This is a genomic window from Qipengyuania gaetbuli (genome assembly GCF_020171365.1).
Taxonomy (GTDB): Bacteria; Pseudomonadota; Alphaproteobacteria; order Sphingomonadales; family Sphingomonadaceae; genus Qipengyuania; species Qipengyuania gaetbuli_B.
In genome coordinates this window covers 2247885-2269322 of the sequence record NZ_JAIUZO010000002.1, presented here as the reverse complement: position 1 = coordinate 2269322, position 21438 = coordinate 2247885, and the positions used below count along the sequence as shown (strand labels likewise).

At 65.4% G+C, this 21438-nt stretch carries 25 protein-coding genes and 2 tRNA genes; 9 read left to right on the top strand and 18 right to left on the bottom strand.

The genetic code is table 11. The annotated features are described in order from the left end of the window. Positions 1–42: 42 nt before the first annotated feature. Positions 43–336 carry a hypothetical protein gene (locus LCL94_RS11715; protein ID WP_224832353.1) on the bottom strand — a complete coding sequence of 98 codons (294 nt, stop codon included), beginning with the start codon at positions 334–336 and terminating at the stop codon, positions 43–45. A gap of 76 nt (positions 337–412) precedes the next feature. Continuing rightward, complete coding sequence (locus LCL94_RS11710) at positions 413–1795, bottom strand: helix-turn-helix domain-containing protein (RefSeq protein ID WP_224832352.1); 1383 nt, start codon at positions 1793–1795, stop codon at positions 413–415. Between the two features lie 146 nt (positions 1796–1941). Between LCL94_RS11710 and LCL94_RS11705 the strand changes: the two genes are divergently transcribed. Both LCL94_RS11705 and LCL94_RS11700 read left to right on the top strand, forming a co-directional pair. Beyond that, positions 1942–3540 (top strand): isocitrate lyase, encoded by a 1599-nt coding sequence (locus LCL94_RS11705; RefSeq protein WP_224832351.1) that lies wholly within the window; start codon positions 1942–1944, stop codon positions 3538–3540. Positions 3541–3560: 20 nt separating this feature from the next. Continuing rightward, entirely contained in the window at positions 3561–3743 is a 183-nt protein-coding gene (locus LCL94_RS11700; RefSeq protein ID WP_160606618.1) for a hypothetical protein, read from the top strand. 73 nt (positions 3744–3816) lie between these two features. Here LCL94_RS11700 and LCL94_RS11695 read toward each other — a convergent pair whose 3' ends face one another. From LCL94_RS11695 to efp, 7 genes are all read right to left on the bottom strand, one after another. After that, positions 3817–5139, bottom strand: coding sequence for an amidohydrolase (locus LCL94_RS11695; RefSeq protein WP_224832713.1), 1323 nt, complete (start codon positions 5137–5139; stop codon positions 3817–3819). A gap of 132 nt (positions 5140–5271) precedes the next feature. Beyond that, the gene (locus LCL94_RS11690; RefSeq protein WP_224832350.1) at positions 5272–7107 is read right to left on the bottom strand and encodes an SLC13 family permease; all 1836 of its coding nucleotides are present in this window, start codon (positions 7105–7107) and stop codon (positions 5272–5274) included. Positions 7108–7174: 67 nt separating this feature from the next. Next, positions 7175–7780, bottom strand: coding sequence for a hypothetical protein (locus LCL94_RS11685; RefSeq protein WP_224832349.1), 606 nt, complete (start codon positions 7778–7780; stop codon positions 7175–7177). An 81-nt stretch (positions 7781–7861) separates the two neighbouring features. Then, a tRNA-Leu gene (locus LCL94_RS11680) sits at positions 7862–7945 on the bottom strand. A 41-nt stretch (positions 7946–7986) separates the two neighbouring features. Next, a complete protein-coding gene (locus LCL94_RS11675; RefSeq protein ID WP_160606612.1) occupies positions 7987–8808 on the bottom strand; it encodes an inositol monophosphatase family protein in 822 nt (273 codons plus the stop codon). A gap of 9 nt (positions 8809–8817) precedes the next feature. Then, positions 8818–9168 (bottom strand): hypothetical protein, encoded by a 351-nt coding sequence (locus LCL94_RS11670; RefSeq protein WP_224832348.1) that lies wholly within the window; start codon positions 9166–9168, stop codon positions 8818–8820. A gap of 12 nt (positions 9169–9180) precedes the next feature. After that, positions 9181–9744 carry an elongation factor P gene (efp, locus tag LCL94_RS11665; RefSeq protein WP_222553623.1) on the bottom strand — a complete coding sequence of 188 codons (564 nt, stop codon included), beginning with the start codon at positions 9742–9744 and terminating at the stop codon, positions 9181–9183. Between the two features lie 152 nt (positions 9745–9896). On the opposite strand from efp, the gene LCL94_RS11660 reads away from it, so the two are divergent. Beyond that, complete coding sequence (locus tag LCL94_RS11660) at positions 9897–10265, top strand: elongation factor P (protein WP_224832347.1); 369 nt, start codon at positions 9897–9899, stop codon at positions 10263–10265. Between the two features lies 1 nt (position 10266). Here LCL94_RS11660 and LCL94_RS11655 read toward each other — a convergent pair whose 3' ends face one another. From LCL94_RS11655 to thiE, 3 genes are read right to left on the bottom strand one after another with little or no spacing between them, the layout of a single operon-like run. After that, the gene (locus LCL94_RS11655; RefSeq protein WP_224832346.1) at positions 10267–10941 is read right to left on the bottom strand and encodes a M23 family metallopeptidase; all 675 of its coding nucleotides are present in this window, start codon (positions 10939–10941) and stop codon (positions 10267–10269) included. Then, positions 10938–12179 carry a L,D-transpeptidase family protein gene (locus tag LCL94_RS11650; protein ID WP_224832345.1) on the bottom strand — a complete coding sequence of 414 codons (1242 nt, stop codon included), beginning with the start codon at positions 12177–12179 and terminating at the stop codon, positions 10938–10940. Before LCL94_RS11650 ends, LCL94_RS11655 begins: the two co-directional genes overlap by 4 nt. Positions 12180–12229: 50 nt before the next feature. Continuing rightward, positions 12230–12859, bottom strand: a complete 630-nt coding sequence (thiE, locus tag LCL94_RS11645; protein ID WP_224832344.1) for a thiamine phosphate synthase — start codon at positions 12857–12859, stop codon at positions 12230–12232. A gap of 79 nt (positions 12860–12938) precedes the next feature. Between thiE and LCL94_RS11640 the strand changes: the two genes are divergently transcribed. Then, entirely contained in the window at positions 12939–13343 is a 405-nt protein-coding gene (locus LCL94_RS11640) for a hypothetical protein (RefSeq protein WP_224832343.1), read from the top strand. 4 nt (positions 13344–13347) lie between these two features. On the opposite strand, the gene LCL94_RS11635 is transcribed toward LCL94_RS11640, so the two are convergent. From LCL94_RS11635 to tkt, 4 genes are all read right to left on the bottom strand, one after another. Beyond that, positions 13348–14235, bottom strand: coding sequence for a fructose bisphosphate aldolase (locus tag LCL94_RS11635; protein ID WP_224832342.1), 888 nt, complete (start codon positions 14233–14235; stop codon positions 13348–13350). 80 nt (positions 14236–14315) lie between these two features. Beyond that, a complete protein-coding gene (locus tag LCL94_RS11630; protein WP_224832341.1) occupies positions 14316–15527 on the bottom strand; it encodes a phosphoglycerate kinase in 1212 nt (403 codons plus the stop codon). Between the two features lie 10 nt (positions 15528–15537). Next, positions 15538–16545 (bottom strand): type I glyceraldehyde-3-phosphate dehydrogenase, encoded by a 1008-nt coding sequence (gene gap / locus LCL94_RS11625; RefSeq protein ID WP_224832340.1) that lies wholly within the window; start codon positions 16543–16545, stop codon positions 15538–15540. Positions 16546–16561: 16 nt separating this feature from the next. Next, positions 16562–18562 carry a transketolase gene (tkt, locus tag LCL94_RS11620; protein ID WP_224832339.1) on the bottom strand — a complete coding sequence of 667 codons (2001 nt, stop codon included), beginning with the start codon at positions 18560–18562 and terminating at the stop codon, positions 16562–16564. Positions 18563–18739: 177 nt separating this feature from the next. Here tkt and LCL94_RS11615 point away from each other — a divergent pair, with 177 nt between their 5' ends. The 4 genes from LCL94_RS11615 (at position 18740) to LCL94_RS11600 (ending at position 20382) form a co-directional block, all read left to right on the top strand. Beyond that, positions 18740–18931, top strand: coding sequence for a hypothetical protein (locus LCL94_RS11615; RefSeq protein ID WP_224832338.1), 192 nt, complete (start codon positions 18740–18742; stop codon positions 18929–18931). After that, complete coding sequence (locus tag LCL94_RS11610; protein WP_224832337.1) at positions 18928–19269, top strand: cell division protein ZapA; 342 nt, start codon at positions 18928–18930, stop codon at positions 19267–19269. The genes LCL94_RS11615 and LCL94_RS11610 overlap by 4 nt, the downstream gene beginning before the upstream one ends. Before the next feature lie 286 nt (positions 19270–19555). Continuing rightward, entirely contained in the window at positions 19556–20152 is a 597-nt protein-coding gene (locus LCL94_RS11605; RefSeq protein ID WP_224832336.1) for a 5-formyltetrahydrofolate cyclo-ligase, read from the top strand. Continuing rightward, on the top strand, positions 20149–20382 hold the full coding sequence (locus tag LCL94_RS11600; RefSeq protein WP_224832335.1) for a DUF2842 domain-containing protein: 234 nt from the start codon (positions 20149–20151) through the stop codon (positions 20380–20382). Before LCL94_RS11605 ends, LCL94_RS11600 begins: the two co-directional genes overlap by 4 nt. Before the next feature lie 71 nt (positions 20383–20453). Here the strand turns inward: LCL94_RS11600 and LCL94_RS11595 are convergent. Then, positions 20454–20530, bottom strand: a tRNA-Asp gene (locus LCL94_RS11595). Between the two features lie 177 nt (positions 20531–20707). Here LCL94_RS11595 and LCL94_RS13455 point away from each other — a divergent pair. Next, positions 20708–20830 (top strand): hypothetical protein, encoded by a 123-nt coding sequence (locus tag LCL94_RS13455; protein WP_261388562.1) that lies wholly within the window; start codon positions 20708–20710, stop codon positions 20828–20830. Between the two features lie 3 nt (positions 20831–20833). On the opposite strand, the gene LCL94_RS11590 is transcribed toward LCL94_RS13455, so the two are convergent. Beyond that, positions 20834–21418, bottom strand: coding sequence for a YdeI/OmpD-associated family protein (locus LCL94_RS11590; RefSeq protein WP_224832334.1), 585 nt, complete (start codon positions 21416–21418; stop codon positions 20834–20836). Positions 21419–21438 lie beyond the last annotated feature (20 nt).

The window sequence follows — 21438 nt, the reverse complement described above, 5'->3', positions numbered from 1 at the left end:
TCGCGGTGACAGGACGCCGTTTCGAGTGTTTTTCGGGCCGGGTTAGTTGTCGACTGCGTCCTCGACCGCCTCGCCTGCATCCTGCGCAGCTTCGCCTACGGCGCCGGCTGCTTCGCCTACTTCATTGGCGGCATTGGCGATGGCATCGTCCTTGGCGACCTCCGCCCCGCCCATCTGGGTGAAGAGAACGACCGCCACGACTGCGACGACCAGCAGGACGAGCGCCATCAGCCAGCCCGAACCACCGCTGCGGCGCGGTTCGTCGGTCACGACGGTATGGGTGGTGTGCGTATTGCCATCGGGCGTACGCGTTTCCGTGATACGTTCTTCTGCCATTGGTACTTGCCTTCCCACAATTGCTTGTATTGTGGCGAAAACGCGGCGCGCTTGCAGGCGGTTCCCACGTGACTGGTTAACGCTCGCCGAACTGGAACGGCGTGGTCCCGCGGCTCATCCGGTCGAAACTGAGGTGTCGGCCGCGAGGCGGCAGCGAACGCTGCGCGCAGTTCTCGCGGTGGCAGCGCGCACAGCCCGGTCCGATCGGCTGGGCGTCGGCAGGGCGGAGCGAAACGCCCCGCGCCTGTGCCAGGTCGCCTGCCAGGACCGCTTCGATGCCGAGGACGACGGAGTAGCGCGCTTCGCCCTTGGCCCCGCTGCCCACAGGGCTCTTGGCCATGGTCAGCCAGCCACCCTGCCTGTCTCCGCCATCGTCGAGCGCGATAAACTGCACCTGCAGTTCCCCGCCCCGTTCGAAAGCCAGATGCGCCGCCCACAAGGGGCAACTCACCTCCCCGTCGAGGAAGCGGGCCGTGCTGGCACCGACGAAGACCTTGGAAAACTGCCCCGCCCGGTCGAGGCGCGCCATGAAGAAAGGCAACCCTCTCTGGCCGACCCGTTGCAGCGTCGTCAGGCGGTGGGCGAGCTGCTCGAAGGTCACGCCGAAGCGGCGCTGGAGGACCGGTAAATCGTATCCGGTCGCCTCGCAGGCGCGCAGGAACCGGCCATAGGGCATGATCAGCGCGGCGGCGAAGTAGCCGGTCAGGTGCCGGGCGAACAACTGCCGCGCCGCATCGTCCTCCAGCCGCGAACCCTGCACGATGGCGTCGATCTCGTCGCGCTGTTCGAGCTGGGCCAGCTGTGTCGCAAGGTGGAAATTGCGCGATGCGGGGCTGAGCATTTCGTTCAGCTGGATCTGGCGCGCATGGAGGTCCAGCCGGCTTAGCCTGTCCGGCAGGACCTCTGCCGGCAGGATGCGGACGGACAGCTGGTGCCGTTCACGAAGGCGGTCCGTAAGGGCGACCCCGATATCTCCGCGTGACAAGCGGATTTCGTCGGCCAGTTCTTCTGCCGCCGTGTCGAGGTCTGCGAAATGGTTGCGCCAGCGCTCGATCTCGCGCCGCGACGCGGCGAGCGGATCATCGAACAGGTCCGCGCCCGCACCCGCCTTGTCATAGAGGCGCGCGAAGGCCGCAGCGATTTGCGGCGATGTCGCAAGGAACTCCTCCGCCTCGTCCCGGTCGATGGCGAGGTCGGCGAACCGTTCGTCCGCCAGCCGGCGCATCAGCCCGTCGAGACCGCCCACTGCCTCGTCCTCGCGCAGGGACCGGGGGTCGAATTCGAACTGTTCGACCATCGCCATGATGACGCGCGCGCTGACCGGGCGCTGGTTGCGCTCGATCAGGTTGAGGTAGCTGGGCGAAATCGACAGGCGCGTCGCCATGGCTGCCTGGGTCAGGTTCTCGCGCTTTCTGAGGCGACGTATCGCCGGCCCTGCAAGGAGCGCCTCGTCGGCCATATTGTAAATTCCTTTACATCTTTACAGCTATAGTTGGCAGGAACGCGCCAATTAGACAACAAATTCTGTAAATTTCCCTGTCATGCAAACGCCCGAGGGCACATCTTCCTCTCAAGGCCACAGTGCCAAGACGACAGGAGATTCGCATGACCTACCAGAGCCGCATCGCCGAACTCGGCCAGACCATCGCCAAGAATGGCGACAGCTGGGCAGCCATCGACGCAGCAAGCGCTGCTCGCATGGCCGTGCAGAACCGCTTCCCCACCGGCCTCGACATCGCGCGGTACACCGCCAAGATCATGCGCGAGGACATGGAAGCCTACGATCGCGACCCGGCGAACTACACCCAGTCGCTCGGCTGCTGGCACGGTTTCATCGCCCAGCAGAAGATGATCAGCATCAAGAAGCATTTCGGCAGCACCAAGCGCCGTTACCTCTACCTTTCGGGGTGGATGGTCGCCGCCCTGCGCAGCGAATTCGGCCCCCTGCCCGACCAGTCGATGCACGAGAAGACGAGCGTTCCTGCCCTGATCGAGGAACTCTACACCTTCCTCAAGCAGGCCGACGCCCGTGAACTCGGCGGCCTGTTCCGCGAACTCGACAAGGCCAAGGAAGCCGGTGACGCAGTCAACACGCACCGCCTGCTGCGCGAAATCGACGAACACCAGACGCACGTCGTGCCGATCATCGCCGACATCGATGCAGGCTTCGGCAATGCCGAGGCGACCTACCTGCTCGCCAAAAAGATGATCGAGGCTGGAGCCTGCGCGCTCCAGATCGAGAACCAGGTGTCGGACGAAAAGCAGTGCGGCCACCAGGACGGCAAGGTTACCGTTCCGCACGAGGACTTCCTCCAGAAGATCCGCGCGATCCGCTACGCCTTCCTCGAACTGGGCGTTCCCGACGGCATCATCGTCGCACGCACCGATTCGCTCGGCGCGGGCCTCACCAAGCAGATCGCATATTCGACCGAACCGGGCGACCTTGGCGACCAGTACAACAGCTTCCTCGACTGCGACGAAGTCGATCCGGCCAACATCACCAATGGCCAGGTCTTCATCAGCCGCGACGGCAAGCTGCTTTCGCCCAAGCGCCTGCCCAGCAACCTGTACCAGTTCCGCGCCGGAACGGGTGAAGACCGCTGCGTGCTCGACTGCATCACCGCTCTCCAGAACGGTGCAGACCTGCTGTGGATCGAGACCGAGAAGCCGCATGTCGAACAGATCGCCGGCATGGTCGATCGTGTTCGCGAGGTGATCCCGAATGCCAAGCTGGTCTACAACAACTCGCCCAGCTTCAACTGGACCCTGAACTTCCGCCAGCAGATTTTCGATGCGTGGGAGAAGGAAGGCAAGGACGTGTCGGGTTATGACCGCGCCAAGCTGATGAGCATCGACTACGACGGTACCGAACTCGCCGCCGAAGCCGACGAGAAGATCCGCACCTTCCAGGCCGATGCCGCAAAGCGTGCCGGAATCTTCCACCACCTGATCACGCTGCCGACCTACCACACGGCCGCGCTGAGCACCGACAACCTCGCCAAGGAGTACTTCGGCGAACAGGCGATGCTCGGTTACGTCAAGAACGTCCAGCGCGAGGAAATCCGCCAGGGTATCGCCTGCGTGAAGCACCAGAACATGGCCGGTTCGGACATCGGCGATGACCACAAGGAATACTTTGCCGGCGAAGCGGCCCTCAAGGCCGGCGGCAAGGACAACACCATGAACCAGTTCGCAGCTGCCTGAGGAGAGGAAGGATGACGACGATGACCGACGAAGCCCCGAAGACCGAACCGGGCCGCGCACGCGCCCTGTTCTCCACCGCCGACTTCCGCCTGCTGCGGACCGCCCTGATGCATTACGCGAGGGCGACGGATGACCGGGAGGAGCTCGCCAAGATCAACGCGCTCCACCACCGCCTGGGCACCTACGTGCCTTCGGACAGCTAATTACCAGTTCTCCTGGGGAGGAGAAACGGCCGTCGCAGCACCCCCAAAGCTGCGGCGGCCGTAAATTTTTGGCTCAGCCCCCGCTCCGCGGCATCAGCTCCAGCGCGGCACCGGCAAGCGCTTCCGCACCGGCCGCGACCACCTTTTCGGCATCGGGCGCCCAGAACGGCGAGTGCAGCGAAGGCAGCGGCTTGCCCTCTTCCTTCAGCGCCTTGAGCATGTGGTCCGGCGTACCGCTGACCCAGAAGATCACTGACTTGATGTTGTCGGGATCTGCACGGCGGTATTCGCTGAAATCCTCGCCCCCCATTACCGGCGGCTGCGTGCCGACGCGGTCGGCACCGAAGCGGTCGGCGAAGCTGGCGAGCAGCTGTTCGGCGAAATCGGGATCGTTGTAGGTGGAGGGCGTGAAGTCTTCCTGCACCTCGACCACCGGCATCAGGTTTTCGGGCATGCCTGCCGCCACCGCCTCGCCGCGGGCGATACGGGCGATCCCGTCGAGCAGCAGCTTGCGGCTTTCGTCGGAATAGCTGCGCACGGTCAGCTGCATGCGCGCCTCGTCCGAGATGATATTGTGCTTGGCCCCGGCAAGGAAGCTACCCACCGTCACCACGCCCGGCTCCAGCGGCGACAGTTCGCGGCTGACCAGCGTCTGCAGGCGCATGACGATGGCGCTGGCGAGCACGATCGGGTCCTTGGTGGTGTGCGGATAGGCGCCGTGGCCGCCGACGCCCTTCACTGTGATGTTGACGCTGTCGACATTGGCCAGCGCATAGCCCGGCGAAATGCCGATGCTGCCGGCAGGCTTGTCCGCCGCCGCATCGTGGAAGGCGATGGCGTAATCGGGCTTGGGGAAACGGGTATAGAGCCCGTCGGCCAGCATAGCGCGCGCACCGCCGCCGGCTTCCTCGGCAGGCTGGAGGACCATGACCAGCGTGCCCTGCCATTCGTCCTTGCGTTCGGCGAGCAGCTGGGCGGCCCCGATGAAGCCGGTCATGTGGGTATCGTGGCCGCAGGCGTGCATCACGCCCGTCGTCACGCCGCTGGCAGGCGTCGCCATGACCTTGCTGGCGAAGGGCAGCCCGGTCTGTTCGACCACCGGCAGCCCGTCCATGTCGGCGCGCAGCAGGACCGTGGGCCCGTCACCGTTCCTCATCACCGAGACGACACCGGTCTTGCCCACGCCTTCGGTCACTTCGAAGCCGAGCGCGCGCATCCGCTTGGCGAGCTTGGCGGAGGTCTTGTACTCCTCGAAGCTGAGTTCGGGATTGGCGTGGAGGTCGCGGTAAAGCTCCATCAGGTCGGGCATGTCTTCGGCCAGCGAGGCGCGCAGGTCCTGCGCCGAGGCAGGGGCCGCAAAGGCAATCGCAAACGCGGCAAGGCTTGTTGGACGGATGTAGGACTTCACGGGTTTCTCCCCCACAGCATGGAACACTTGGAACACGGTCCTTGGGGCAAAATTCCCCGCCCCCGACCATCGCCCCTCTGGCCGCGCCTGTCTGGCACGGCGGCAGGCCGTAGGAAAGCCCTACAACCCGTAAGTGAAGACGAGCGCGGCCGACAGCGTGACCACCATGATGATGACCAGCGGCACGCCCGTGCGCACGTAATCGCCGAATTCGTAGCTGCCTTCCGACATGATGAGCATGTTGGTCTGGTAGGCGATCGGCGTCGCGTAGCAGAGGTTGCAGCCGAACAGCACGGCCAGCACCATGGGTTCGGGCGGCAGGCCAAGCTGGGTCGCGATGGCAAAGGCAATGGGCGTGCCGACCGTCGCTGCCGTGGCATTGGACGCGAAATTCGTGATGAAGGTCATGGTGAGCATGATCACCGCCAGCGCCGCTGCCGGGGTCAGGTATTGCAGCCCGCTCGACATGACGAGGCCGATCCAGTCCGCCGCACCGCTTTCGAGGATCACGCGGCCCAGCGCGATACTGGCCGCGACCAGCACGATGACCGAGGCGGACAGCGCCCGGCCCACGCGGTCGAATTTCACGCAGCCGGTGACGAACATCAGGATCGCGCCGAGCAGCGCGGAAATCGCGATCGGCACCTTGAGCAAGTAGAAGCCTTCGCTGCCGAAGAAGGGCAGGCCGACCGATGCCAGGGCGACCGATGCACCCATGATGCCCGCGGCGAGCACGGCTTTCGACCGGCGCGGCAATTCACGGCGGCCTTCCAGCGTGAGAAGGCTGTCCGCGCGCTCGAACCGCTCGATATCGTCGGGCAGGCCCATCACCAGCAGCACGTCGCCTTCCATGAAGCGCAGGTCGCCGCCTTCGGAATAGCTGTCCTTCTCGCCCAGCAGCCGTTCAGGACGGTGCGTGCCGATCACCGCCACCCCGTACAGGTCGGCAATGCCGGAACTGGGCAAGGTGCGTCCGATCAGGCGCGAATCCGCCGTGACCGTCATTTCGACGACCGCGATGTCGATGCCCTGGTCGTGCGAGGTGCGGCGGATGCGGTCGATCACCCAGCTCGGTGCGGCATCGCCGCGCAGCACCGACATGGCCTCCTCGATCGCCTGGTGGGTACCGGTCATGCGCAGCCGGTGATGCGGGCGCATGAGGCCGCGCGGGACCTCGTGGAACTCGATACCGTCGGGCAGGCGCGAGGCCACTTCGGACAGTTCGCGCCCGTTGAGGATGGAATTCTCCGTCACGCGCAAGCGCGTCTCGAACCGGCGCAGCGCGTGGACCTGCGCGATACGGTTGTCGCCCAGCATGCGCGGCATCACCAGCCAGACGAAGGGCAGCGCGATCAGGCAGGCGAAGATCACGATCGGGGTGAAATGGAACACGCCCATCCGCTCCATCCCCAGGTCGACCGCGATGGACACGACGAGGATGTTGGTCGAGGTGCCGATAGTGGTCGCCAACCCGCCCAGCAGCGATGCGGCATTCATCGGGATCAGCGTCTTGGAAGCAGGCAGCAGGCCGCGTTCGGCAAGCGCCACGAAGATCGGGATCAGCAACACGAGGACGGGCGTGTTGTTGATGAACATCGACAGGACGAAACAGACCACCAGCGAGAACAGCAGACCCAGCTGGAGGTTGAACTTGAACATTCTCTCCAGGAAGCGGGCAGCCGGTTCCAGCGCGCCGGTCACCACCAGTCCCCGCCCCATGACCATCAGCGCGCAGATGGTGATCAGCGCGTAATGGCCGAAGCCGGAGAAGGCGAGCTGCAGCCCGTCGGTCGGGTCGTTGCCGTCGAGCGGGAAGAAATAGAGGCCGACCGCGATGACTGCGATTGTCAGCAGGGAGACGATCTCCACTGACATGCGGCCGCGGGCAAAGGCGACGAACATGGCGACGGTCACGACCATGGCGGCTATCGCGTGATAGGACGGAATTCCGATCATCCGCCTGGGTGAATTCCATCGCTGGGGCGCGAATTCAAGGGCTTTCGTCCCCCAGTTGCAATTCGTCTCAGCTTGGGTGGGTCGCGGGGGCGCCCCGTCCCTTGACCAGCAGGGCTGCGGCAAAGGCAGCTGCGACCAGCGTACCGGCGCCGCCTGCAAGGAATGTCCAGTCGGCCCGGCTGGCCATGGCAACGAGGTTGAGCCCCAATGCGGCAAGGCCCGAAAGCGCGCAGATTGCGCCGACTGCCTTGGTCACCGCCCCGCCCTTCCCGAACAGCGACAGTCCCAGCATCACGGCCGCCGCGCCGAGCGTGAACTTGGCGAGGAAGTAGAGGAAGAACGCGCCTGCCAGCACCGCATCGAACAGTTCGGGCAGGCTTTCCGACACTTTCATCGCGGGCGCGAACATCGACAGGCCCATCGCGACCTGCAGCAGGTTGAGCAGGCCGGAAATGCCGACCAGCGTCCACAGGACCGCATTGTCCGGCCGCCGCATTCCGAGTGCGAACGACACGGTAGCCAGCACGAGGAAGGCGATGAGTTCCGCAAACCACGTCAGCGGGCGCAGCATCTCGTTTTCGGAACCCGAAACGACGGTGATATAGAAAATCTGCGACGCCACGGTCGCCAGCAGTGCGATAGCGACTGCGCGAATGGATGCCTGTTCGCTCATGGACTGTCCCCCTTGTGCCGGCACGGGATGAAACCATGCCGTTCGCGGGGTCTGCCACGAAAGTTACAGCGAATGGAAGGCTGGTACCCCTGGCCGGACTCGAACCGGCACTTCAAAGAAACTCGATTTTGAGTCGAGCGCGTCTACCAATTCCGCCACAGGGGCCTGTGCAGGAGCGCGGGAGTTAGCCGCGCTCTGCGGGTGCATCAAGCCTTGAGGGCCTGCGCCACCAGTTTGTGCAGCTTCGAGTGCAGCTGGTCGTTGGCAGCTAGCACCTGCTTCGAATGGATCTGTTCCGAGCGGCCGCGGAAATCGGACACGAAGCCGCCGGCTTCGCGCACGATCAGGCAGCCTGCCGCCGTATCCCAGTCGTTGAGGCCGCTTTCCCAATAGCCGTCGAACCGGCCGGCTGCGAGCCATGCGAGGTCGAGCGAGGCGGCGCCGAAGCGGCGGATGCCTGCGACATTGGGGCCGACCGCGCTGAAAATCTTCGACCATTCGGCGAAGTCGCCATGGCCCTGGAAGGGAATGCCGGTGGCGATCAGCGCTTCGGACGGGTTGCGGCGCGAGGACACGCGCAGGCGGCCATCATGCAGCCATGCGCCGCGGCTCTTTTCGGCCCAGAACGTCTCGTCGGTGACGGGGTTGTAGACCACGCCCGCGGTCACTTCGCCCCATTCGTCGCTGCCGAGCTTGCGTTCCTGCACCGCGATGCTGATCGCGAAATGCGGGATGCCGTGGAGGAAGTTGCTGGTGCCGTCGAGCGGGTCGACGATCCAGCGAGGCATGCCGTCCTTGCCATCGATCACGCCGGCTTCTTCCATGACGAAACCCCAGTCGGGGCGCGCCAGGAGCAGCTCGTCGTAGATCGCGCGTTCGGCACGCATGTCCGCCTTGGACACGAAGTCGGCAGGGCCCTTGCGGCTCACCTGCAGGTGTTCGATCTCGCCGAAATCGCGGCGCAGGCGGGCACCCGCCTTGCGCGCGGCTTTCTCCATTACGCGGATCAGTCCGGAAATTGCGGCCATTGGTATCTCTTACTCGGTGAGGACGCGGATCGAACGCGCCTGCAGGTGGATGTCGCCCCACTCGCAGGCCATGTCGAACTTCGTGCCCTCGATGTTGAAAGTGTCGATCGCGAAGCGGCGCTTGCCTTCGTCGCCGATATCGCGGCGGTCGAGGCTGAGCTTGGAAATGCCCGCGAAGCGCAGCATTCCGGGGTGGAAGCAGCCATCCTCCCCTGCGCCCGGTTCCTCATAATCGGAGTGTCCGGGCTCGAGGCAGAAATCCATTTCCAGCGTCAGTTCGTCATCGTTGATGATCACCGCCCGCAGCGTGCTGCTGGCGATGTCGACGTGATCGAACCGGCTGGCGATGGACTTGCCCATGGACACAGTGCCTCAGTTGGCCTTGCCGACGTAGCTCTGCTCGTAAACGTCGACCACGATGCGCGTGCCGCTCTCGATGTGCGGCGGCACCATGATGCGCACGCCGTTGTCGAGCACGGCAGGCTTGTAGCTGGACGAGGCGGTCTGGCCCTTCACCACGGCGTCGGCTTCGACGATGGTGGCTTCGACCTGCTGCGGCAGTTCGACGCTGATGGGCTTTTCGTCCCACAGTTCGAGCATCACCTGCATGCCGTCCTGCAGGAACGGGCGGGCATCGCCGAGGAGGTCGGAAGGCAGGTTGATCTGCTCGTAGGTTTCCTGGTCCATGAACACGAGCATGTCGCCGTCTTCATAGAGGAACTGGTAGTCCTTCGTATCGAGGCGCACCTTCTCGACCGTGTCGGCGCTGCGGAAGCGGACGTTGGTCTTGCGGCCGTCCTGCAGGTTCTTCATCTCGACCTGCATGTAGGCGCCGCCCTTGCCGGGCTGGGTGTGCTGGATCTTGGCGACCTTCCAGATGCCGCCTTCGTACTCGATGATGTTGCCCGGACGGATGTCCACGCCGCTGATCTTCATGGGAAACCTGCCTTCGATGTGAAAGAGCTCCGACCGGCAGGGATTCGTGCCGGGCGGACGTGCGCCGCGCGCCTTACCCGAGGCGGGCCAATCGGGCAAGCAATGGAAAATTCATGTGGCACCCCCTATATCGGGATGTGGAGGGCATCACCATGAAACGCCTCATTGCCACTGGCCTCGCCGCCGCGCTTGCCGCCACCGCCGCACCGATGGTGCAGGCGCAGGGCCGGCTCGGCCTGCTCGAACAGGGCGAATATGTCTGCGCCCTGCCCGGCAGCGCGACAGGACCCGCCTGGCGCGAGATGGACGCGCATAATTTCGCCATCACCGGGGCATCCAGCTACCGCACCGACAAGGGACAGGGCACCTACCTGCTCGAAGGCAATCGCGTGACCTTCACCCGCGGCCCGATGAAGGGGCATCGGATGATGCTGCTGTCGTCCGGGCTGCTGCAGGAACTGGGCAAGGACGACAAGCTCGGCCGCCTGCGCTGCCACCGCGCAGGGCCGCTGCAAGACTGAGCTAGCGTCCCGCCGTCAGGAGCGGGAACGGATTGACCGCATTTGCGGGCTCCCACCACTCGGCATCCTGCGTCGTCTGCAAGATCGCGAAATGCAGGTGCGGAGCCTCGTCCGAGGCATTCCCGCTCGACCCGACCGTGCCCAGCCGCTGGCCGCGGCGCACGCGCTGGCCTTCCTTCAGCCCTTCGGCATAGCGGTCGAGATGGGCGTAGTAATGGATTGTCTCGCCATCGGGCGAGCGCACATAGATCGTGTTGCCGCCCGCGTCGGAGCGGAACAGCTTCTCCACCGTCCCCGGCCCTGCCGCCACCACGCTGGTGCCGCGCGGTGCCATGATGTCGATCGCCTCGTGCAGGCGCACACCCTCGCTACGCGAATCGCTGAAGGTGTCGGTGAGGTCGGAGGGGCGGATGTTCTTGACCGGAATGAGCAATTGCCGCCCGTCGCTGTCGGCCGGAGCAGTCGGCCCGGCCCTGTCGAGCGAAGCGGCAGAGGCGTCCGTCTCGCCGCCGGTCGGGACCGCGACGGGACTGGGCGCAGCTTCTGCCGGCCGCGTATTCTTGCGCTGGCTTTCGCTGCTCGCATTCTCGATTAGCGTGCCGCCCGCCACGATCCAGATCGCACTGGTAATCGTGGCGGTGATGACGATGGTGAGGATGCGATCGACGAAGTTCATGGGGCCACCCTAGCCCATCTGGCCTCGAATATCACCTGCGTCGATTGCGAGACCATCTGCGCGAGCCGCGCGGCATCCCAATTGGTCAGGCGCACGCAGCCGCTGCTCTGCGCGCGGCCGATGGTATCGGGCTCAGGCGTGCCGTGGATGCCGTAATGCTCCTTGCTGAGGTCGATCCACACGACACCGACCGGGCTGTTGGGCCCTGCAGGCAGCTTGAAGGTCTCGCCCGAACCCTTTCCGAGCACTTCGGGGTCATAGGAATAGGGCGGGTTGTAAGCCTCGCCGAGGATTTTCCATTCGCCCAGCGGCAGGGGAAATTCGCTCGAGCCGGACGACACGGTAAACAGCGCCACCAGCTTGTCGCCCTGGTAGGCGCGCAGCGTGCTGCCGGCCTTGCTGACGACGATGCGATCGACCTCGGTCTGCTCGCTGCCGACGCCGAGCGAGGCGAGCGTGCGCTGCCAGTTGCTGTCGTCGATCGAGCCGGGCTTGATGGCATCCGCGCCGATATTGGGAACGCGGATCTGCTGGCCGACCTGGAAATAGCTCGGCTCTTCGCCATCGGGCCGCCCAATGTCGGGGGTCGGCGTGGGCTGCGGATTGGGTCCCTTGCCCTGCGCCGCACCGGCAGGCTGGCCGCCGGGATTGAGTTCCTTCAGCACTGCGACCGTGGTGTGAAAACGTTCGGCCAGCCGCTCGTCGAGCGAGCGGTAACCCAGCCTCTCCATCTCCGCCTGCTCGGCCGGATCCTCTGGAATCGAGCGATAGTCGGGCTTGCCCCAGCTTGCCGGGATGGTGACGACGCGGGTTGCGGGTATCTGCTCCCACTCCGCCAGCGCGGCCTTGGTCGGCTCGTCGAGGTTGCCCGTGGTGTCGAGACCGTTCGCTTCCTGGAAACCGAGCAGCGCGTTCTCGGTGCTCATGCCCATCTTGCCGTCGATGACGCCCGGCCCGAAGCCGATCCGGTCGAGCACGACTTGGGCCTGCATGACCGGGCGCTCCTCGGAATCGGGAAGGGCATCGGCATCTGCCGCCATCGCATCGCCCTTGTCATAGGCCGCGTCGTTCGAGGCCATCGCGTCGGCGTAATTATCCTGGCCAAAGGTCTCGTACCCCTGGTCTGGCGCGGCAGGCCGGGCAGCGGCGGTATCGGTCTGGTCAGCCTCTTCGGCCCCGTCCAGCCCGCAGGCGGCAAGGGTCACGCAGGAGGCGGCGAGAAGCAGGAAATGGCGCATGGGAACTCCCGAAATTACGGGACGCGACCCGTCCCTTCGGGAGAAACAACTCACTTTACCGACATTTGCTCCGCAAAGGCCTTGATGGCGGCCACTTCGTCGCCGTTCCAGACGGCGCCCGATACAGCGAGGAAGTCAGCCCCCGCCTCCACGATCGGACGGCAGTTTTCGGGCGTGATACCGCCGATGGCGACGCTGGGAATCTCCACCATCTCGCTCCACCATTCGAGCAGTTCGAGCTCGGCGGTGTGCTCGGTCGCCTTGGTCGTGCTGGGGTAGAATGCGCCAAACGCGACATAGTCCGCCCCCGCCTCGCCCGCTTCCAGCGCAAGGTGGCGCGAGCCGTGGCAGGTCACGCCGATCTGCGCCTCGCGGCCCAGTTCCTCGCGCGCGTCGGCAGGATCGCCGTCGCCCTGCCCCAGATGGACGCCATCGGCCTTCAGCCGCTTGGCCAGCCCGACGTCGTCATTGACGATGAAGGCGACTTCGCGCGCGGCGCAGATCGCCTGCAGCGGTTCGGCCAGGGCAGCCGCATCATGCTGGTCCAGCCCCTTCACACGGAACTGGAAAGCCGTAACGAGGCCTTCGCCTGCATCGAGCGCGCGTTCGAGGCGTGCGGGAAAATCGCCCGACACGTCGAGCGGCGAAATCAGGTAGAGCTGGCAGGGGGTATCGGTCATCGCGGCGCTACGTATCGCCAGAAACGCGCTTCGTCGACATTCAGATTTGCGAAAGCGGCGGGCGGCCTATCCTTGGCCTATGAACAAACGCCCCCTCGCCCTTGCGGCAGCCGCCCTGCTCTTCCCCGCGATCGCCGCCTGCGCGGTGGTGCCCGATGCGCCCATCGTGGAAGGCACGCCGCGTGCCGAGGGCACTCCCGTGGCCATCGGCCAGCCGGTGCGCGTGGGCGATGTCGTGGTCACGCCCCGCCGCGTGGTCGAGGACAGCCGCTGCCCGGTGAATGCGCGCTGCGTCTGGGCGGGCCGCCTCGTGGTCGAAACCCGCATCGACGGTGCAGGCTGGCGCGACACCGCCAATATCGCGCTGGGCGAAGACTATGGCACGCACGACCGCGTGATCGCACTCGTCTCGGGCACGCCGGAGGTCACCACCGGGCGCGAACTGGCGCCCGGCGATTACCGCTTCGTCTACGAAAGCAGGTAGGTCGTCAGGCGATGCTGGCGGCGTGGATCTGGTCGATCGCGCCCGACAGCGTGCCGTCGAATTCCTCGTCGCTCTGCGTGGCGCGCAGGTCCTGCAGCAGGCCGCGGCTGAAGCTGGCGATCATGCCCGGGTTCTGCGCCAGGTGTTTGCACGCTTCGTCGGTCGAATAGCCGCCCGACAGTGCCACGACACGCAGCACCTTGGGGTGGCTGGTCAGGCCCGAATAGAGGCCTGCGTCCTTGGGGATCGACAGCTTGAGCATGATCTGCTGGCCTTCCGGCAGCGCATCCAGCCCTTCCTCGATCGCGGCGAGCATGATCTTTTCGCCTTCCGCGCGGTCGGCGGCAGTGATGTCGTATTCCGGCTCCAGGATCGGGACGAGGCCGCAGGACAGGATACGCGCGCCTTCGGCGAACTGCTGGTGCACGGCGGCCTTGATGCCGGCCGGATTGGCCGACTTCACTACGCTGCGCATCTTGGTGCCGAAGACGCCCAGTTCGCGGGCACGGTTGCACATGTCTTCAAGGCCCGGGTTGGGCTTCATCAGCTGCGCACCGTCACGCTCGTCCTCAAGCCCCTTGTCGACCTTGAGGAAGGGAACGATGCCGCGTTCGGCAAGGCGGTGGGGCACGCTCTTGCCGCCGCTCTGGCCGTCCATGGTCTTTTCGAACAGGATCGCGCCGATGACCTTGCCGTTGCCGAAGCAGGGTGCCTCGATGATGCGCTGGCGCATTTCGTGGATCAGGCCGAACATTTCGTCCTCCGTGGTCCAGGCACCCTCTTCGATGCCGTAGCCCTTGAGCGCCTTGGGGGTCGATCCGCCCGACTGGTCGAGCGCCGCGATGAAGCCCTGACCGGTGGCGATACGCTGGCGCATTTCCTCGAAATTCATGTCCGTCCTCGCTGGTGCGTGCATAGGTATGCACGGCCCCTTAGCGGCGGCTCTTCGCAGCTGCAACAGGAACGCGAGGATTACTTGTTGAGGGCGGCGACCCCGGGCAGGTCCTTGCCTTCCATCCACTCGAGGAAGGCGCCGCCTGCGGTCGAGACGAAGGTGAACTCGTCCTTCACCCCGGCATGGGCCAGCGCGGCGACCGTATCGCCCCCGCCCGCGACCGAGGTGAGCGAACCATCCTGCGTCAGCGCGGCTGCGGTCTTGGCGAGCGCGACCGTCGCGGCATCGAACGGTTCGGTCTCGAACGCGCCCATCGGGCCGTTCCAGACCAGCGTGCGGCAGGTCTTGAGCACGTCGCCAAGGGCCTCCACCGCCAGCGGGCCGACGTCGAGGATCATCTCGTCCGCGGCAACCTCGTGGACGTTGCAGACCCGCATGCTCGCCGGATTGGCCGCGAATTCCTTCGCTACCACCACGTCATAGGGCAGGTGCACGGTGCAGCCGGCATGGTCGGCCGTGTCCATGATGCGGTTGGCGGTGTCGGTCAGGTCGTGCTCGCACAGCGACTTGCCCACATCGACCCCGCGCGCGGCGAGGAAGGTGTTGGCCATGCCGCCGCCGATGATGAGGTGCTGCACCTTGCCGACGAGGTTTTCGAGCACGTCGAGCTTGGTCGAGACCTTGGCCCCGCCAACCACGGCAGCTACCGGCGTCTGCGGCGCGCCGAGCGCGGCGTCGAGCGCCCTTAGTTCCGCTTCCATCGCGCGGCCCGCATAGGCGGGGAGGAAATGCGCCAGCCCTTCGGTCGAGGCGTGGGCGCGGTGCGCGGCGGAGAAAGCGTCGTTGACGTAGAAGTCGCCATGCGCCGCAATGGCCTTGGCGAATTCGGGATCGTTCGCTTCCTCGCCCGGCCAGAACCGCACGTTGTCGAGCAGGCCGATATCGCCAGCGCGCAGGATGCCGATCGATTGTTCGACCACCGGCCCCGAAACTTCGGGGATGAACATGATTTCCTTGTCCAGCACCCGCTCGACATCGCCCTGCACCATGCTGGTGCTCATGGTCGAGTGGCGCTGGCCCTTGGGGCGGCCGAAATGCGCGAGCAACAGGACCTTGGCGCCCTTGTCCGACAACTCGAGGATGGTCTCCTTGACCGCCTCGACGCGGGTGACGTCGCTGGCGCGCCCTTCCTGCATCGGCAGGTTGAGATCGACGCGCACCAGCGCGACCTTGCCGGTTACGTCGCCAAGGTCGTCCCCAAGGTCGTCCAGGGTCCTGAATTTGCTCATCTGAGTGTCCTTAGAGGAACTTCCCCATCACGCCGGTGGTGTCGATCATGCGGTTCGAGAAGCCCCACTCGTTGTCGTACCAGCTGACGACGCGCGCCAGCTTGCCTTCGAGAACGGCGGTTTCGAGGCTGTCGACGGTCGAGCTGGCCGGGTGGTGGTTGAAGTCGCTGCTGACGAGCGGCTGGTCGGTGTAGTCGAGCACGCCCTTCATCTTGCCTTCCGCTGCGGCCTTGAGCGCGGCGTTGATTTCCTCTGCCGTGGTATCGCGGCCAGGGACGAAGGTCAGGTCGACCAGCGAAACGTTCGGCGTCGGCACACGGACCGACGAACCGTCCAGCTTGCCCTTCAGTTCGGGCAGGACGAGGCCGACCGCACGGGCAGCGCCGGTGGTGGTCGGGATCATGTTCTGCGCACCGCCGCGGGCACGGCGCAGGTCCTTGTGGATCTGGTCGAGCATGCGCTGGTCGTTGGTGTAGCTGTGGATCGTGGTCATGAAGCCGCGCTCGATCCCGACGAGATCCTGCAGGACCTTGGCGACCGGTGCGAGGCAGTTGGTGGTGCAGCTGGCGTTCGAGATGATGTCGTCGTCAGCGGTCAGCGTGTCGTGGTTCACGCCGTAGACGATGGTCTTCGACACGCCCGTTGCCGGGGCCGAGATGATCACGCGCTTGGCGCCTGCCGCAAGGTGCGGGCGGGCCGCTTCGTCCGACTGGAAGAAGCCGGTGCATTCCATCACGATGTCCACGCCCATTTCGGCGTGCGGCAGCTTGCCGGGATCGCGTTCGCTGGTGACGCGCACGTGCTTGCCGTTGATGACGAGGTCTTCGCCGTCCACTTCGACCGTGCCGGGGAAGCGGCCGTGGGTGCTGTCGAAACCGAACAGCAGCGCGTTCGACTTGGTGTCGGACAGGTCGTTGATCGACACCAGCTCGAGGTCGTGGTCGTTACGCTCCAGGATAGCGCGCGCCACAAGGCGACCGATACGTCCGAAACCGTTGATTGCAACCTTGGTCGCCATTGGGAAGAACTCCTGCTTAGCCGTTCAATTTGTTGATGATTTGCGGGACGATCGCCTCCGCGGTGATACCGAATTTCGCGTAGAGGTCACCGGCCGGGGCGGATGCGCCGAAGCGGTCGATGCCGATGGTCAGGCCGTCGACGCCGACAAAGCGTTCCCAGCCCTGCGTGACGCCCGCCTCGATCGAGACCTTGAGCGCTTCTGCCGGCAGCACGTCGGCGCGGTAGGCCGCGTCCTGCTGCGCGAAAAGTTCCATGCACGGCATCGAGACGACGTCCGCGCCGATGCCCTGTTCCTCGAGGCTGGCGGCACAGGCCATGGCCACCTCGACTTCCGAACCGGTCGCCACCAGCACGACCTTGCGGTCGGCATCGGCGGCCTTGAGGCGATAGGCGCCCTTGGCGCTGCGGTTGCTCGCCGCGCTCCAGTCGGCATCGCCTTCGCCGCGCAGCTGCGGCAGGTTCTGGCGGCTCAGCGCGAGCACAGCAGGCGTGGTCGGCGCTTCGAGCGCCAGCGCCCAGCATTCCGCCGTCTCGATCGTGTCGCACGGGCGATAGACGTTGAGATTGGGGATCAGGCGCAGGCTCATCACCTGCTCGATCGGCTGGTGGGTCGGGCCGTCTTCGCCAAGGCCAATGCTGTCGTGCGTCAGGACGTAGGTTACGTTGATTTGCTGCAGCGCCGACAGGCGGATCGCATTGCGGCAATAGTCGCTGAAGATCAGGAAGGTGCCGCCATAAGGCGCAACGCCGCCGTGCAGCGCCATGCCGTTCATCGCGGCGGCCATGCCGAATTCGCGGATGCCGTAATAGAGATAGCGGCCGCTGTAATCGTCCGCACTGAAGGGCGCGGTGGAGGCGGTCTTGGTGTTGTTCGAGCCGGTGAGGTCGGCCGAACCGCCGATCAGCTGGGGCAGCTTCTCGGTCAGCGGGCCGAGTGCCATTTCCGATGCCTTGCGGGTAGCGACGGTCTTGGGATTGGCGGCGAGATCGCGGATGTAGCTTTCCAGCGCAGGGCTGGCGAGATTGCCGACGCCCGCCATGTGGTTCTCGAACGCGGCCCGCGCCGCGCTGTCGGCTTCGAGACGCTGGCGCCATTCCGCATGGGCGGCCTTCCCGCTCTCGGCGGTCGAGCGCCAGTCGGCAAGGATCGCGTCGGGCACGGTGAACGGCTCTGCGTCCCAGCCGAGATATTCCCGGGCGGCGGCAATTTCGTCCGCGCCCAGCGGCGCGCCGTGGACGTTGTGGCCGCCCTGCTTGTTCGGGGCGCCCTTGCCGATGACGGTGCGGCAGGCGATCAGCGAGGGGCGCTCGTCGGCCAGCGCTTCGTCGAGCGCGCGGCGGATGTCCGCGAAATCATGGCCGTCGCAGATGGTCACATGCCAGCCGGTCGCCTCGTAGCGGGCCTTGATGTCCTCGCTCGTCGACAGGTCGGTATCGCCGTCGATGGTGATGCGGTTGTCGTCCCACAGCACGTTCATGCGGCCCAGCTTGAGGTGGCCGGCAAGCCCGATCGCTTCGTGGTTGATGCCTTCCATCAGGCACCCGTCGCCCGCGATCACCCAGGTGCGGTGGTCGACCAGCCGGTCGGAGAAGACCGCGTTGAGGTGACGTTCTGCAATCGCCATGCCGACAGCCATCGCAAGGCCCTGGCCGAGCGGGCCGGTAGTGCATTCCACGCCGTCGAGGAGGAAGTTTTCCGGGTGGCCGGCGCAGGGGCTGCCAAGCTGGCGGAAGTTGCGGATGTCGTCCATCGTCGGACGCTCGTAGCCCGACAGGTGGAGCAGCGCGTAGATCAGCATCGAGCCGTGGCCGGCCGACAGCACGAAGCGGTCGCGATCGGCCCAGTTCGGCGCGGCAGGGTCATGGCGCAGATATTCGCTCCACAGCACCGTCGCGGCGTCGGCCATGCCCATCGGCATGCCGGGATGCCCCGAGTTTGCCGCCTGCACCGCATCCATCGAAAGAGCCCTGATGGCGTTGGCCATCTGGACCATGCGGGCAGTGTCGATTGTCATGCTTGGTATCTCCGCGAAAAAGGGCCGATTCGACGCGCGCGCACCCTTCGCGGAGGCGTGCGACAAGGTCAAGCCGAGGGCTGGGGACAGGCCTGCGGGGCCGACCCTTGAGCAACTTATCAACAGCACACCCCAAACCTTTGCGCGGCAACGCGATTCTTGGTATTTCTACGCACTATGAGCGACGCGCGCATCACAACGGCCATCGACAGGATCGAAAAAGCGCTCGCCCGCATCGAGACCCAAGCCGCGCTTTCGCGCTCTTCGTCGGCTTCGGCGGCACTCGTGCAGAAGCACGAAGCACTGCGCGAACAGGTCACTGCCAGCCTGTCCGAACTGGATACGCTGATCGCGGGGCTGGAACGGTGAGCGAGGTCCGTCTCACCATCGGCGAGCGCAGCTACACTGTGGGCTGCGCAGCCGGCCAGGAACAGCGGATCGAATATCTCGGCGGCCTGGTCGATGCCAAGCTCAAGTCGATGGGCGGCAATCTCACCAGCAACGAGGCCAAGAACCTGCTCTTCGCCGCTCTGATGCTGGCAGACGAGGCCGACGAAGCCCGCAACAAGGGCGGCTCGGCTGCACCCTCGCCCGCACCTGCGGGATCGCCGCTCGACAGCGACGCCGTGGCCGGAAAGCTGGAACGCCTTGCCACTGCGTTCGAAAACGCTGCATCGGCTCTTGAGGGGCGCTCGCAGGCCTCCTAAATAGGCCGCGGCGGGACTGCCCGGCACGAGCCGCATGAAACATCCCTGAGGCTATAAGCAATCCAAGGGAGCTGTCCCTACCTGGTTGGCGGGTTCGTCCCGGCGATCCGGATATACGGCGCCCACCTGACGTGAAGGCGTCAGAGGATTTTCCGGCAACGACCCATGGTGGTTCCGCCACTCTTTTCGGTGTCCGCACGCCATCCGGCGTGCGACCTCCTCGCTCATGCGACCTTGCGGTCGCGTCGCTGCGGGCGCCCGGTCGGGCTTGCGGGCATTCCGCCCGATGAATCGAGTTGATGAGGCGGCAGTGACCAAGGACGAACTTCGCAAGCAACTGCGCGCCGCCCGGCGAGAGACGGTCGAGGCCCTGCCCGAAAGCATGCGCGCGCTGGTCTTTCATCGCCCGCCTGCGCCCCTGCTCGGCCTGCTGCCGGAAGGAGCGGTGATCGGCCTGTACCGTGCCAATCCGCACGAAGCGCCAGCCGCGTCCTATGCCAAGTTCCTGTACGAACGGGGCCACACCCTTGCCCTGCCGCGTTTCGCCACCCGCAATGCGCCGATGGAATTCGCTCTGTTCGAAGACCCGTTCGAGGAAAGCGACCTCGAGGTCGGTCCCTTCGGCCTGCTGCAGCCTGGAGCAGACGCTTTGCCAGCTTCGCCGGACGTGCTGTTCGTCCCGCTGGTCGGCTTTACCGATCGCGGAGAGCGGCTGGGCCAGGGCGGCGGGCATTACGACCGCTGGCTGGACGCCCATCCCTCTGCGAAAGCCATCGGGCTCGCCTGGGACAGCCAGCTGGTTGCCGCGCTGCCGACCGAGCCGCATGACCGCAGGCTCGATGCCGTCGTCACCACTACCCGCCTTTACGGACCCTTCGCATGAGAAACGAACCAACCTGGCGTATTCCCGTCGGCCTCATGGGCCTGCTGCTGGCGCTACTGGTCTACGGCATCCTCGTCGCGCGCTACGTGCCCGAAGTGATCGGCGGCTGGAACGCGCTGGTGCAGACGGTGATCTACCTGTTCCTGGGGCTCGTCTGGCTGCTGCCGCTGCGGCGTTTCCTGATCTGGATGGAAACGGGGCGCTGGTCGCCGCCTTCGGACAAGGAATAAGGCGCCCAAAACGAAAAAGCGGGGCCGAAGCCCCGCTTTCACGCATCTTCAAAACTGAAGAATGTCCCAAGTGGCGCGAGTGACGGGACTCGAACCCGCGACCCTCGGCGTGACAGGCCGATACTCTAACCAACTGAGCTACACCCGCGCATCTAGGCGCTGTGCCTCTTGGGAGCCGCGCATCTAGGCGGCACTCCGATTCCTGTCAATGCGCTTTTCGCCCCTTTTTTCGGATTGTTTTCCCGCTCTCGCATTTACTCGAAAGTAACCATTTGGGGCCGACACTGCCGCCAGCATTTCCACGTGGGGGAACGGGGGAAGTCGCATGTTGCAAGGGGCATTACTCATCGCATCGCTGGCGCTGCTCGGGGGCGGCGCGATCGCCGCGAAATCGGCCATCGATATCCAGGACAGTTGTTACGAGGCACCGTCCGGCTGGCCCCGCTGACGTTCAGCAGTTCTCGTACTTCCAGTAGCGCTTCTTGCCCTCGGCAAGCCATTCGACCGCCTGGTCGAGCCGGCTTGCGCGGGTCGCCTCGCGCTTTGCCCCGGTAATCCAGTCCACATAATCGCGCCGCTGCGCCGCGGTGAAACCGTCGAAAGTCGTCTTGGCCGCAGCATTCACGCCGAGGCGTTCGGCTAGGTCTTCCGGCACGGCGCTTTCCTTCACCGGGGCGCGCTTCTTGCCGCCGCCGGTGGCGCTCCCGCCCGCCTCGATCACGGCGGCAATGTCCTGCAGGCGGGCGATGAGGTCAGCGTCTGCAGGAAGGTCGGAGAGCGAGGCGATTTTGCCGCACTGGCCCATGCCGTCGCCCTGCTTCGCTTCGCCGTGGATGGTGAAGGAGCAATGCGCCTTGAATGCGGCCATGCCGGCGACATTCTTACCCTTCAGGCAGAAGTGCGGCATGCCCCATTTGATGTCCTCCGCGCCTTCGGGAAGCGCGTCATGCGCCACTTGCCGCAGGTGCCGAAGGATGGGCTGCGCAAAAGGCGCGGCCTTGGCGATGTAGTCGTCGACTCGGGTGTCGGTCTTCATGCCCGACACCCTATCACAGG